The 14,185-nt window shown below is 49.8% G+C and carries 8 protein-coding genes; 3 read left to right on the forward strand and 5 right to left on the reverse strand.

The window, feature by feature from the left end:
- Positions 1–225: 225 nt before the first annotated feature.
- The 3 genes from ACXIT9_RS01095 (at position 226) to ACXIT9_RS01105 (ending at position 8,568) form a co-directional block, all read left to right on the forward strand.
- On the forward strand, positions 226–6,093 hold the full coding sequence (locus tag ACXIT9_RS01095) for a T9SS type B sorting domain-containing protein (protein ID WP_458054399.1): 5,868 nt from the start codon (positions 226–228) through the stop codon (positions 6,091–6,093).
- Positions 6,094–6,130: 37 nt separating this feature from the next.
- The gene (locus ACXIT9_RS01100; RefSeq protein ID WP_458054400.1) at positions 6,131–7,084 is read left to right on the forward strand and encodes a PorP/SprF family type IX secretion system membrane protein; all 954 of its coding nucleotides are present in this window, start codon (positions 6,131–6,133) and stop codon (positions 7,082–7,084) included.
- Between the two features lie 344 nt (positions 7,085–7,428).
- A complete protein-coding gene (locus tag ACXIT9_RS01105) occupies positions 7,429–8,568 on the forward strand; it encodes a 1-acyl-sn-glycerol-3-phosphate acyltransferase (protein WP_458054401.1) in 1,140 nt (379 codons plus the stop codon).
- 225 nt (positions 8,569–8,793) lie between these two features.
- Here the strand turns inward: ACXIT9_RS01105 and hisB are convergent, their stop codons facing one another.
- From hisB to ACXIT9_RS01130, 5 genes are all read right to left on the reverse strand, one after another.
- On the reverse strand, positions 8,794–9,894 hold the full coding sequence (hisB, locus tag ACXIT9_RS01110; protein WP_458054402.1) for a bifunctional histidinol-phosphatase/imidazoleglycerol-phosphate dehydratase HisB: 1,101 nt from the start codon (positions 9,892–9,894) through the stop codon (positions 8,794–8,796).
- Entirely contained in the window at positions 9,891–10,958 is a 1,068-nt protein-coding gene (gene hisC, locus ACXIT9_RS01115) for a histidinol-phosphate transaminase (protein WP_458054403.1), read from the reverse strand. Before hisC ends, hisB begins: the two co-directional genes overlap by 4 nt.
- Before the next feature lie 7 nt (positions 10,959–10,965).
- Positions 10,966–12,249, reverse strand: a complete 1,284-nt coding sequence (gene hisD / locus ACXIT9_RS01120) for a histidinol dehydrogenase (protein WP_458054404.1) — start codon at positions 12,247–12,249, stop codon at positions 10,966–10,968.
- Positions 12,250–12,267: 18 nt separating this feature from the next.
- On the reverse strand, positions 12,268–13,128 hold the full coding sequence (gene hisG, locus ACXIT9_RS01125; RefSeq protein WP_458054405.1) for an ATP phosphoribosyltransferase: 861 nt from the start codon (positions 13,126–13,128) through the stop codon (positions 12,268–12,270).
- 271 nt (positions 13,129–13,399) lie between these two features.
- Positions 13,400–13,960 carry a hypothetical protein gene (locus ACXIT9_RS01130; protein WP_458054406.1) on the reverse strand — a complete coding sequence of 187 codons (561 nt, stop codon included), beginning with the start codon at positions 13,958–13,960 and terminating at the stop codon, positions 13,400–13,402.
- Between the last annotated feature and the right edge of the window lie 225 nt (positions 13,961–14,185).

The following is a 14,185-nucleotide window of genomic DNA, read 5'->3' on the forward strand; positions in this document are numbered from 1 at the left end:
CGCCAGTTCAGAAGAGTTAAAATTTTATTTGGTTACCAAAGGTTTATAAAGGCTTACAAACGACATTTTTTTCTATTTTTCTCGACTTTTTCCCTATAATTATCATTTAAACTAAATTTAACCGGAAAACATCTTAACAAATCCTTAACACACAAAATATTATTTGCATTTCCGTTTGTAAGTAGCTTTAGGGGCTAAATTTATTTTCAATCTACACGAACGTTCATGAAACACGTTTTACCGTATGCTTTAATCGGTGGATTTTTGCTCTTTTCCCTGCTGACCATTTTTTCAGGCAGCGCAGCGGAAGGAGATCAAGAGGTTCTCCGAATTGATTTCTCAGGGCTTTCGGGCACTACTGAAGGGCCCCTGACTGGTATCGGTGCTGCTGGCATCGAAAACGTCACCCTCAGCAGGGGGCCAGGGCTAGCAGCCGCCAGCGCCAACAATGCCTTTAACTCTAACAGGTGGGCAGTCACGGAAGGAAATTTTCTTTCTCTTACTTTCGACGTGGTGGATGGACAAGCCTTACAATTTGGCACCCTAACCTTCGAAGGGCAAGCATCCGCTACAGGGCCTCGAGATATGGCCGTCTTTAGCTCAGCAGATGGCTTTGCTACGCCAGTAGCCACCTGGACACAAGCAGCTACAGCAGCTACACAACGCTTAGACTTAAGTGCATTGGCTCCAGTTCGTGGCAGCGTCACGCTGCGGTTCATGCCCATCAGCACCACTTCGGCGAATGGAAATACGATCGGTACTGCAGGATCTTTACGCTTTGCCAATGCCTCCGAGGTAAATGGCCTACAACTTACCGGCCTACTCATAGGTCAAGAGGATGGCGCTAGCCCAGAAGAGCCAAGCGAACCGGAAACAGGTGAACCGATGCCAGAGGAGCCCGGAACACCTGGAGATGTTCTCCCTGATCCGGAGGAAAATAATGCAGCAAGCATTTTTTGGGATCTAACAGGACAGCCCGGCAATCAAGCCTTCACCCCAGGAGCTGCTTTGCCTGCCTCTATCATTGTTTTTGATTTAGAACGCAGCGAAAGCATTTCTGCCACTGCAGCCAATAATTCTATAAATGCGAACGGCTTTAATACAGAAGAGGAGCGCTTTTTCACCTTTGGCTTTCGTGTTCCCGAGGGCCTGACCTTTACGGGCGAAAAGCTGTTACTTACCACGCGAAGTAGTGCGGCAGGCCCGGGGAATTTGGTCGTTCAAAGCAGTGTGGATGGTTATTCTAACCCTCTTGCCGAAATTACGCAGACCACAAACGATTTTATCGTTTCCGAAATTGATTTAAGCGCTTTAGGTGCTCTTAGCGGCGAGGTGCGCTTTCGTGTTGCCGCTGTGGGCCAAACCGCTGCCAGTGGAAATTCGATCACGCAAACGGGCACACTACGTATTGCGAATACACGCTTGAGCGCTGACACCTTTGAACCGCTGCGCATCACAGGAATCTTATCGGAAACAGACGTTTTACCCGAACCTGCCGGGGATCCCGTCGCACTTCTTCAGTACGATCTGGCTGGACAGCCGGGTGGGCAGGCGAGCAATGAGGCCCTCGTGCTCGTCAGCGGCATCTCTGGACAGCCCCTTACACGTGGCGCCGGACTGGGTACAGCTGTTGCGGCCAACTCCATCAGCAGTAATGGCTGGAATGCCGGTGAGGAACGTTTCTTCCGCTTTGGGTTTACTGCCCTTCCCGGGCAGCGCGTAGATCTAAGCAGCCTGCGCTTCGGCTACCGCTCTTCCAACACAGGACCCACCAACATGGCCCTTCGCTACAGTGGAGATAACTTTACCCAAAATCTAGCCACCTTCACTAGTGTCAATGCCTTCGGGAACATCGAAGTGGACCTGTCTGCCCTTCAAGGGCTCACAGGCGCAGTAGAATTCCGCGTTGTCGCGCTAGATAACACCTCCGCCAATGGCGGAACCGTAGCAGCGGGCGGAACCTTCCGACTCACCAATTTCTTCCCTGGCGATCAACCCATCACCTTTACAGGTATCGTGCGGGCTAGTGGTGAGGCAGGTATTCCTTTTATCAGCACCGATCCCGAAGCCCTCAGCTTCCCCAGGACCTCCATTCGAGAGGATGGCCCTGTGCTCAGCTATACCTTGAGCGCTCGAGACTTAGCAGGCCCCGTAGAAATCTCCGGACCTGAAGCACTCCGCTTCTCTTTAGAGGGCAGCAACTTCCAAGCCCCGCTCAGCATTCCTGAAGCGAGTTTTGCCGCAGGACCAGTTACCGTCTTCGTGCAGCTCAGCAGCTCCCAAGCCCTTAACCTGGCCTCTTCCATCCAGCACAGCACCAGCGGCATTCCACCGGTATCTCTGACCGTCTCCGGACAGCGCTTCGATCCTTTCCAAATCTTTGAGGACTTTAACACCTCCTGCCAAGAAGGACTCCCGGACGGATGGACCGCCATCGCCATCACCGGGCAGCAGCTCTGGGAGTGCACTCAGTTCGGAAGAGCAGGAAATAATGCCACCGCGAACGCACCCTTTGGCCTGCAGGCCAATGGCTTCGCCAACGGCACCCAGCAGACCAACGAGCAGTGGCTCATCAGCCCCGCCTTCGATCTCAGCGAGTTCAACTTCCCGCTCTTATCCTTCTGGACGCGTGTGGCCTTCGCTGGACCACGACTGGAGCTCTTCATCGCACAGGATTATAGCGGAGACCCTCAGACGGCCACTTGGGTCGCACTCGATGATCGCTTCGCTACAGAAAACTTCTGGACCTTCTCCCAGGAAATCGACCTCTCTAACTTTAAAGAGGCCCCTGTGCACCTAGCCTTCCGCTACCGCTCTTCACCTGAAGAGGGAGCCGCACGCTGGACATTGGATGACTTTAGCCTTGTCAACTCCGATACGCCTCCAGCCCCATTCCTAAATGTAGGCATCGGTAATGTCGACTACACCCATTTTGGCATCACGCCGGAAGGTACCGTGGCACCGAAGCGCTACAGCTTCCCGGTTACCCTAAGTAATGCCATCGAGCCGCTGCACATCAGCGCTGCGCCGGGCTTTGAGTTTAGCCTGCAAGGGGAAAATAACTTCAGCCCAGTGCTCATCCTGAGTCCGGAACAAGCACGCACCACCAAGAACATAGACGTGCGTTTCGCGCCCGCTTTCGCCGGGGCCTTCAGCAGTGTCATCCAGTTCCGATCTGGAGACATCGAAGAGCGTGCCGGATTCCTGACCGGAGCCACCGTCAAGCGTAAGGACTCCTTCGATGTGGTTACCTGGAATATCGAGTGGTTCGGTTCGGAGGCCTCCGGCCAAGGGCCTGCTAACACCCAGCGCCAGCTAGAGAATGTGAAAAAAATCCTCGAAGACCTCGATGCCGATGTCTATGCCTTCCAGGAAATCACCTCCATCGAGCGCTTTAACCAGCTCGTAGAGGCGCTTCCCGACTATCGTGGATTTATCTCTCCGGCAGTATCGCAGGTAGGTGATTTCGCTGACGCGCAAAAGCTTACCTTCCTCTACAAAACCAGCACCGTGGACTCCGTCGCGACCCGCGTCCTCCTAGAGGGTGTTCAGGAAAGCGACCTGGTCGGCTACCCCTCTAACCCGAACAGATTCTGGGCTTCCGGAAGACTTCCCTTCCTTTTCGAAGTAGAAACCAAAATCAATGGCGTGAACAAGCGGATCAACTTGGTCAACATCCATGCGCGCTCAAATGGGGGTGGAGAAAGTGCCGGCACGCCGCGCTATGCGATGCGCAAATACGATGTCGGGGTATTGAAGGACTCTTTGGATACCTATTATCCAGACGTACCCCTACTCATCCTTGGAGATTATAACGATGACTTAGACGAGACCGTCGCCGATCAAAACGCGCCGACTGTCAATACCTCCGAAACCTCTTTTATCCGCTTTATCGAGGATGAAGAAAACTACACGCCGGTAACGCTTTCTTTAAGTCAAGCAGGGCTACGCTCTTTCATCGCCAGAGAAAATGTGATCGACCATATCATGATCTCCAATGAACTCGACCAAGCTTGGATCGTACAGTCTGAGCGCGTGGTCGCTCCTTTCGATCTGGTGCCCGACTATGCGAGCAGCACATCCGATCACTTGCCGGTAAAAGCGCGCTTCCTCTTGGAGTGTACCCTGATCCCAGGGGAAATCAGCAGCGAGGGCAGCAGCTTCTGTGTCGGAGAAACAGTGGAATTAAGCGTGCCTGAGTCTACTGCACGCTTGCAGTGGCAGCGTTTAGATGCAGACAATAACTGGCAAGACATCCCCGATGCGACGGAGGCGACTTTCTCCTTCACTTTTGAAGAAAATGCCAGCTACCGCGTACGTTTTGCGGATGACAACTGCGAGGTTTTCTCTGCTCCTGTTCAGGTGCAAGCCGCTGAGGACTGTACACTGACGATCGAAGAGCAGGTCTTTGGAAATCCGCCTTTGCGCATCGCGCCCAGGCTGGAAGAAGGGCAGCGCTTCCTGCTTCTCTCTTTAGATGAGGGCGTCACCACTGTCCATCCAGAAAACCGCGAAGAACTTGTCCTTATCGGCGCTGGTCAAGCGCTCGCCGAGGTACAGATTTTCCAGGGCGAGCAATTGCTACGCACCTTGCCGATCAGCTTCCGTGTCGCTCCTGCTACGCTGAGCATTATCGTGGAAGAAGGGCAGTTTAAGTTTGAAGGAGAGGGAGATCCTGTATTCACATTCTTTGCTGAAGGCTTTGTCGCACCCGACACGGAGGCCATCCTAAGCGGAACTTTAGAAAGAGCACCGGGTGAGGCACCTGGACGCTATCTAATCAGCCAAGGTAGCTTGAGTGCAGGACCTAACTATGCCATCGCCTTTACGCCTGCGGACTTCGAAATCCGCGAGGCAGAGGAAGTGGTAGTGCCGGAACTGGATCCGATCGAGAAGGTCCGTAACTTCATCGCTGGCGCGGGCGAAGCCCCCACGCAGGCCGATTATGCCGCCTTAGACCACATCCTCCAAGCGGATCAAGTAGCCATTTTGAATACCTACTTGCTGATCGTCGGTAGTCCGACCATCACCGAAGAAGAGCTGGCAGCATTCGTGGCAGAGCTAATAGCCTTCCGTGATACCGATGGGGACGAGGTGCCCGACATCATCGAAATCATCCAAGGAACAGATCCATTGGATCCGGCGGATTATCTGGATAGCGATGGTGACCTAGTACCAGACTTTGTCGAAGACCTTCAAGGAACGGACCCTATGAATGCCCTTGATTTCCTCGATAGCAATGGGGATGGAGTTCCCGATTATGTACGTGCACGTGCCGTGCTCACGCTGATGGAATTGGAGCCTGTACAGCTGGACTGGGGCGTTACCTTTGATGCGAGCCAGCTCCCTTCGCAGGTCGTAGCCACCTTTGGAAATGGCAGCTTACTTCCTGTACCCGTTCTCTGGGAGGTACAAGCCATCGACCCCTTCCAATCGGGCAGCACCTTCCTGATGGGAACGCTGAAGCTACCTCGTGGGCTTTTCAATGCCTATGCACTAGAGGCTATGCAAGAAGTACGTATTTTGGCGAAGCCTGCCCCTCGTGGTCTCAGCTTGTCATCTACCAGCTTCCCGGCTGGAAGCTCGCTAGAGCTGGTAGGCAGTCTCATTGTGGATGACCCGAGTGATGACGTGCATGCCCTGAGCTTAGTGGAAGGTGCGCTTGACAACAGGCTCTTTGCCCTTCAAGACCAACAGTTATTCTGGAATAGTGCAGAGCCCTTCCCGGGCCAAAACAGCTTTGAAGTACGCATCCAAGTGCTGGATCGCGATGGTAACACCCTTACGGAAGATTTTACGATCGAGCGCAGCCGGATTGCTTTAGCAGATATGGAGATCTTTACTGCCTTTACTCCGAATGGCGATGGCATAAATGATACCTGGGGTGTTCGCGATCTGCGTTTCTACGAAGATGTGCAAGTTCAGGTATTCGATAATTCTGGCCGCAGGTTGTTCCTATCACGCGACCCGAATCATTTCTGGGACGGTACTTCGGACGGCCGTACGCTCCCCGTGGGCACTTATTATTATGTGATTCGTGTGGGTGAGACAGGCGAAATACGAAAAGGATTCATCACCCTGCTGAAACAATAAAAAAATGGGAGGGCTTCGGTCCTCCCGCTTGAAGACCATGAAAAACTTTCTATCTTTCTTAATAGGCTTTTTCCTGCTCGCGGTTTCGCCTGCGGCAAAAGGCCAGTCTCGAAAATTCATTTCGCAGTTTAGCCATTTCCAAAGCTACTACAACCCTGCACTTACGGGCTATGAGGGCAGCTCGATACGAGGTATGGTGCGTAACCAGTGGGCTGGCTTCGATGGCGCACCTATGGGCTACTTTCTTTCGGCAGAAATAGACTTTGCGGAACTTAACGGAGCGGGAGCGGATGCAGCCCTGACGGGCAAAAATGCTTTAGGTATCAATCTCTTCCAAGACCAGTATGGTCCTTTTAACGACACAGAGCTAATTCTAAGCTATGCTTCGCGCATTCGGCTTAGTCAAACGCTTAATTTGCGACTCGGCGCTGGATTAACTAGCAATTTCGTACAGCTGGATGGCAATCGTCTAAGTAGTGAAGAGGCTGGTGATGCTGTGATCGGGCAATATCTGAATAGTTTTGCGAATATGCGTGTGCTAGATTTCAACATAGGAGCGGCGCTTACGCATGAAAATTTCTATGTCTCTTATGGCATGCAGCATGTCAATCGCGGAGCTATTCAAAGTGGAGATGTATTTTTCGAGCGTCGTGCTACGGTTTCCGTAGTCCAGGCTGGCTTCCGCCAAAGACTAAGCGAAAAAGTACATCTAGCGACGAATTTCATGTATAGGGATCAAGTCGATCTACCGGCTAATGTGGAATTTAATGTGAAGACTTTATTTGCGGACCGATTTTGGGTGGGTGCCGGGCATCGCGTGGACTATGCGCATAACTTCCATGTAGGTTTCATCTGGGAAAATCTGCGCTTGGGCTATGTGTATGAGATGCCGATGACGCGCTCTTTTTTACTTCCTCAGCCTACGCATGAGTTTATGGTCAGCTTATTCCTTTTTGGTGATAAATCCCGAAGAGCCCAAAAAATCTGGTAGGATAATTCAGGCGTATAAGGAGCAATATGAGCAGTGGAAGGTAATTTTCCACTGCTCATATTGTTTTTGAGCTACTAGATTTCTCGTCTGGTACGCGTCGATTTTACAGCGGGAATACATAACGTGCGTAAAAAAATGATTTTGATTCTCCGCGCGCATGACTAGCTGCGAAATTAAAATCCTTTTCCGGCTGTCACGCAATCCATAAAAAAGCGGCTACTGATAAAAGAAAAGTGTGTCAGGAACAAAAATACTCGCTTTTAAGCCCGATTTTTGCTGTTTCATCCTTTAAGTAAGTAGGAAGCCTTTTATTTTTCTTAATTTGCGGTTTAAAATCACGCCTAATGTCTACGTTTGAAGAGATCAGACCTTTTTATGATACCGAAGTAAATGATGCCCTACGAGAAATCGTCGATCATCCTATGCTCAAGTCCATCATGAACTTTACATTCCCAGGAATGCCTGATGAAATGTGGAAAAGCCAGCTCTTGCGCTGCTACTCAATCCGGGATTTTCAGATCAACTTTATCTACCCTGCACTCACGCGGATTTTAGAAGTGAGTTCAGAAGGCCTCAGCAGTTCGGGATTCGACCAGCTTGAAAAAAATACGCCCTATTTATTTATTTCTAATCATCGCGATATCATTCTAGATACTTCGCTACTGAATAAATGCTTGTTCGAAAGCGGCCAGGCCATGACGACTTCGGCTATCGGTGATAACTTAATTAAAAAACCTTTTTTAAAGAGCCTATCCCGACTGACGCGTAATTTCACGGTCAAGCGTAAGCTGCCAGCACGCGAGCTTTTAGAATCTAGCAAGGTCATTTCTGCCTTTATCCAGCAGTCTTTATGGCGCGAAAACCGCTCGGTCTGGATCGCTCAGCGGGAAGGACGCACTAAGGATGGGCATGACGAAACGCATAAGGGCGTGTTAAAAATGATCGCCATGTCAGCACCGGAAGGCATGAGTGAAATGGAGTACATGTCCCGCCTGAACATCGTTCCGGTCTCCATGTCTTATGAATATGACCCAACGGACGCCTTGAAAATGCCAGAACTGTTGGCTAAGCTCCGCTCCGAGCCCTATGTGAAAGGGGAGAACGAAGATTTTATCTCGCTTCTTTCTGGCATTATCGGCATGAAAAAACGGATCCACATCGCCTTAGGCCCTGTGCTAAACGAAGAAATCGCCCGAATCGGCGAACAAGAAAGAGGGGCCAATAGGCAGTTTAATGCTTTGGCTGCTTTAATCGATAAAACCATTATTACGAATTATCGGCTTTGGCCTACTAAGTACATCGCGTATGACCTCCTGCATGGGACGGAACAATTTCGAGAAAAGTATAGCGAAGCTGAGCGGGCTTTTTTTATCGAGCGTTTTACGAAAAATGTTGATCAGCAAGACACCTTGGCACGTGAAAGCTACCTCAAAATGTATGCTCAGCCGGTCATCAATCAGCTGGAATTTCAAACTGCCGAATAGTTGGGTTCGACCGGTGCAGAAGAATGGTTGAGACCAGGTAATATCGCCCTTAACGCGTAGACGCTCCACTTCACCGGACTGTACACCCACAAAGCGCTAAAAAAACTGTAAATGAAGAGCGCCCCATATAAAGATGGGGCGCTCTTCGTTTTACGTGCCTGCAGGTTAACGACTTCTCTTTGCTTAGACAGCTCATTATCAGCGTGCTAAGAGAGCATTTCTATACTACAAAACACCTTTTGTAGAAGGCAGCACCTGGAGTGCCTGTTCATCCCGGCGAACAGCCATCTTAATGGCACGCGCTAATCCCTTAAACAGCGCTTCAATTTTATGATGCTCATTGTCGCCAGAAACCTGCATATTTAAGTTGCACTTCGCCGTATCGGAAAAGGATTTAAAGAAGTGAAAAAACATCTCCGTTGGCATGTCCCCGACTTTTTCACGCTTGAATGTGGCGTCCCAGACCATCCAGGGTCTACCCCCAAAATCGATGGCCACTTGCGCCAGCGCATCGTCCATCGGTAGAAGAAACCCATAGCGGTAGATCCCTTTTTTATTACCGAGTGCCTTCAGGTAGGCCTCTCCCAGTGCCAATGCCGTATCTTCTATCGTATGATGTTCGTCGATATGCAAATCCCCTTTTACCTGAATGGTTAAATCCGCTCCACCATGCTTGCCCAGCTGCTCTAACATGTGGTCGAAGAACGGCAGCCCCGTGGATATGGAACAGCGCCCCTGTCCGTCCAGATTTAAGGCAATGTAGATCTCCGTTTCTGAAGTCTTACGCTCTACCACTGCCCTGCGTGCAGGAAACACCAGAAAACGATAAATTTCTTCCCAACTTTCCGTGCTCAGCACGGCGCCATCGGCGGGCTCTTTACCGATAAAGATCGCTTGCGTCCCCAAATTTTTTGCCAGCTGCACATCCGTTAAGCGGTCTCCGATGACATAAGAATTTGCCAAATCATACTCCTCTGTCTGATAAGTAGTAAGCATCCCGATCCTCGGCTTGCGGGTAGGAAGCTGCTCATGCTCAAAGCTTTTATCGATATGGATAGCCGAAAAGTGCACTCCCTCCCCTGCTAAGGTGTCCAGCATACGCGTATGCGCCGGCCAAAAAGTATTCTCAGGAAAAGAATCCGTCCCCAAACCATCTTGGTTAGTTACCATGACCAGCTCGAAATCCGACTGCTCGCATATTTTGCGTAAGAAGGTAATGGCTCCTGGGTAAAATTGTAGCTTTTCCAAGCTATCCACTTGGAAGTCAATCGGAGGCTCTTGGATGATGGTACCATCGCGATCGATAAATAAGACTCGTTTTTTCATAATTTCTCTGCAGCTAATGCGCTCGCCACCTGCTCGAAAGCGGCTAAAAACGCCTCGTTTTCTTCTCGGGTTCCCACGGAAATCCGCAAGCAATCGGCACATAAAAGCACCTTCGAGCGATCCCGCACAATAATGAATTGCTTCAAAAGCCCCTCATACACGTCCCGCGCATGCGGAAGTTTACATAAAAGAAAGTTGGCATGACTCGGAAACACCTTTTGGACGAAGTCCGAGGCCTCTAAGGCACGCTCCAGATAGGCACGCTCCGCAAGCATGTCCGCGACCCGGCGCTCCAAAAGTTCCGCTTGGTCTAAGGCTTGGAGCACTTTTTCCTGTGTCAGACCGCTGATATTATAAGGCGGCTTGATCAGGTTCAGCACCCGAATAAGTGCTACCGAGGAAAAAGCCATGCCTACGCGTAAATTTGCCAGCCCCCAGGCTTTCGAAAAGGTCTGAATAACCACCAAGTTGGGGAAATCCGCCAGCTCTGAAATAAAGCTTGGCTCATCCGAAAAATCGCTATACGCCTCATCCACCACCACGACACCAGGAAACTCACGTATAAGTTGTCGTAAGGATTTACGCTCCATTTTATTTCCAGAAGGGTTATTCGGTGAGCAGAGAAAGAGCATCTTGGTCTTCGGACTTATCGCCGCCTGAATCGCCGCCACATCGGGTTGAAAATCTGCTGTAAGAGGAACGCGACGTATGCCCACGGCATTAATTCCTGCGCTCACCTCGTACATGCCATAGGTCGGTGGAAGCAGTAAGACCTCGTCCTGATTTGGTTCACAAAAAGCACGTATGAGCAGATCGATGGCCTCATCACTGCCATTTCCTAGGAAAATTTGTTCAGCAGGAATTCTTTTTAGCGTACTGAGCTTCTCTTTAATCGCTTGCTGATAAGGATCGGGGTAGCGATGATACTGCCCATCCACCCAGTCGCCAAAAGGATTCTCATTCGCATCCAGAAAAATCCCTTCTTTTCCGGAATACTCATCACGCGCCGAGCTGTAGGGGCTCAGTTTCGAAATGTGTGGTCTTAAAAGTGCTGTTATATCCATCACTTCCTTATTTTAAACTGTTTAAGCGAATGGTCACTGCATTACGGTGTGCCTCGAGCAGCTCATGTTCTGCCATGATCTCTACAGTAGGCCCTAACGTTTGAATACCTTCGGCGGTGATTTTCTGATACGTGATTTTTTTCACAAAACTGTCAAGAGATACGCCGCTATAATTTCGGGCATAGCCATAAGTAGGCAGCGTATGATTCGTTCCTGAGGCATAATCCCCAGCAGATTCCGGCGTGTAATTCCCGATAAAGACAGATCCTGCATTCACGATTCCTGCCACCGCCTCTTCTTCATGTGCAACACAGATGATAAGGTGTTCTGGTGCGTAGTAATTGATGAGCTCCAGCGCCTTATCCGGATTCGGCATCACGATCGCCACGGAGTTCTCCAGCGCTAAACGCGCAATTTCCTTACGCGAGAGCTTTTGCAACTGACGCTCCACCTCTTTTAAAATACGCTGGGTCACCTTCTCGGAGGAAGCCACCAGTACCACTTGACTGTCGATGCCATGTTCGGCCTGCGAAAGAAGATCCGCTGCCACGAAAGCCGGCTCAGCGGTTTCATCTGCATAGACGAGCACCTCCGATGGGCCTGCAGGCATATCGATAGCCACCCCTTTTTGGGTCGCCAGCTGCTTGGCAGCAGTCACATATTGATTTCCTGGCCCGAAAATTTTATCCACCTGGGGCACACTTTCTGTACCATAGGTCATGGCCGCCACCGCCTGCGCTCCGCCTGCCTTCACCACCTTATCTACACCGATCAGCGCTGCCGTAAATAAAATCGCCGGATGCACCTTCCCCTCTTTGTTGGGAGGTGTGCAGATAACCACCTCCTGGCAACCGGCTAATTTGGCCGGCACGGCCAACATCAGCACGGTAGAAAATAAAGGCGCCGTCCCACCTGGAACATAAAGCCCTACGCGCTGAATAGGTACCGATCGACGCGAACAGTGCACACCCGGCATCACCTCTAAGTCCAGTGGCGCTTGAACCTGCGCCGCATGAAAAGCCTCTATATTGGCCTTTGCGGTCCGAATGGCCTCCTGCAGCGCCTCAGGTACCTGATCCTGTGCCTCAGCAAATTCCTCCGGTCGCACCAGCAGCTCCTCGATAACCACGTGGTCATATTCTAGAGCCAACTTGATGAGTGCCTTATCCCCCTGTCGTTTTACCTTCTTAAAAATAGGCTTAACGACCTTTTCGATATCTTTTGTTTTCTGTACTGGCCTTGCCAGCAGCTTTCCCCACTCTTTCCGGGCCGGGTGAATAAATATTTTCATACTAAAGGACTAAAGAACTTATACGATCATTTTTTCTATCGGCACCACTAAAATGCCCTCAGCGCCCGCAGCACGCAGGTCTTCTATTTTATCCCAAAAGGTCTCCTCGTTGATCACCGAATGCACCGAAGACCAACCCGCCTCTGCTAAAGGCAAAATCGTGGGACTGCGCATCCCAGGCAGCAAGCTCGTAATTTTTTCTAAATTTTCGTTCGGCGCATTCAGCAGTACATACTTATTGTTTTTTCCCGTCTGCACAGCATTCATGCGAAACAGCAACTTCTCCACCGTCTCCTGCTTTTCAGCAGACAAATGCGGATGTGCGATCAGCACTGCTTCCGACTTGAAAATCTCTGCGACCTCTTTTAAGCCATTCATCATCAGTGTAGAACCGGAACTGACGATATCACAGATTCCTGCTGCTAGTCCGATACTTGGAGCGATTTCCACTGAGCCCGAAATCTCATGAATTTCTGCCTGAATACCTGCTTCCCGTAGGAAATCACCTAAAATCTTTGGATAAGAGGTAGCGATGCGTTTGCCCTGAAAGTAATTAAGCCCTTCGTAGCTCTCTCCCTTCGGTATGGCTAAGGATAGGCGGCACTTCGAAAAACCTAGGGGCTTGATTACCTGCACCTCTTTGTCCTTTTCCACTAACTCATTTTGACCCACGATCCCCAGGTCTGCCACCCCATCGGCCACATAGCCGGGGATATCATCATCTCGGAGATATAAAAACTCTATGGGAAAGTTCGTGGACGTAGATTTCAGTTTTCCGGTACCATTGTAAAACTTGATACCGCATTCTTTTATTAACTTGAGCGAATCTTCACTTAAACGACCGCTTTTTTGGACGGCTATACGAATAACTTGGTTCATCTAGAATATGAATTGGATGTAAAAGCTTGAATTTCTTTAAGAGATCGGGGTGTGGGCACACGTGCCAAAAACCACCGTGGGGCGATATGTAAAAATAATTCCTCCTCAGGAGGAATGATGGAGAATATGAACAGAAGCATGCGCAGTGCTGCTTAGGGGGGTGGATGAAAAGAAAAAGACTAATCCGCTGTTCATAGTGTTACAAATTTAACCGCTTCTGCATCTTTAACCAAACGCACAGCAGAATAATTCATGGAATAAGTCCCCTTTTTTACACCAAGGCAGCAGAAAGCAGTCCGAAAACCGTTCCTATCAGCATGCCCACCTGCACTTCCTGCCTACTATGCAAACCTAGAACTAGTCGAGACCAGGCCACCCCGAAGCCCAAGAGATACAATGATAGCCCCGTCAAGGGATGTACCGAGGCGATACCGCATGCGAAATAACAGCAGGCACCCATGTGTAAAGAAGCCTTCAGGCGGAAATTTACCACCGCGAAGACCGCTAACATCCCTGTAAAAAGTACCGTATTTAAAAGAACGTTGGGGCTGAGCCCCAAAACATAAAAAAGCGCAAAAAGCAGCACAAATAAGCCCAAGACAAAAGGATAAAAAGCCCGACGCTGCTGCTGATTCGATACATCGAAATTAGTATACGTCCCCTTCCACACCTTATACCCATTATGCAAGAAAATCGGTAGCACAATGCCTAGGCTAACCCCTAAAAAGACCGCCCGCGCTTCCGATTCCCCTAAGGTCGCCTGGGCCATCACCCAAGCATATAGCCAGCCGAAAAGCAAGGGATGCCCTAAAAAACTGAAACATTTCGCCAAATTTAGTTTATTGATTTTCAGCACATTAAAAATATTTTTATTTTTTTCTTTCTTTTTTTTCAATGCCCAAAATCCAATCCAAAGGAAGAATTCGTTTATGCTGTTACATTTATATAAAGATGCAAGAGTCTTGAATATAAAGGTTTAGTTTGTGGTTCAATTTTTATGGCAAAAGGGTACGCATCTTGTGTTACCCTTTTCTTTTTTATCTTCTTGGCTAATTTT

It is taken from the genome of Nitritalea sp. (assembly GCF_054166705.1).

Coding starts and splice junctions, on each gene's coding strand:
- hisC (WP_458054403.1), bottom strand. CDS start 10,958: ATGGATATAACAGCACTTTTAAGACCACACATTTCGAAACTGAGCCCC.
- ACXIT9_RS01095 (WP_458054399.1), top strand. CDS start 226: ATGAAACACGTTTTACCGTATGCTTTAATCGGTGGATTTTTGCTCTTT.
- hisG (WP_458054405.1), bottom strand. CDS start 13,128: ATGAACCAAGTTATTCGTATAGCCGTCCAAAAAAGCGGTCGTTTAAGT.
- hisD (WP_458054404.1), bottom strand. CDS start 12,249: ATGAAAATATTTATTCACCCGGCCCGGAAAGAGTGGGGAAAGCTGCTG.
- ACXIT9_RS01100 (WP_458054400.1), top strand. CDS start 6,131: ATGAAAAACTTTCTATCTTTCTTAATAGGCTTTTTCCTGCTCGCGGTT.
- hisB (WP_458054402.1), bottom strand. CDS start 9,894: ATGAAAAAACGAGTCTTATTTATCGATCGCGATGGTACCATCATCCAA.
- ACXIT9_RS01105 (WP_458054401.1), top strand. CDS start 7,429: ATGTCTACGTTTGAAGAGATCAGACCTTTTTATGATACCGAAGTAAAT.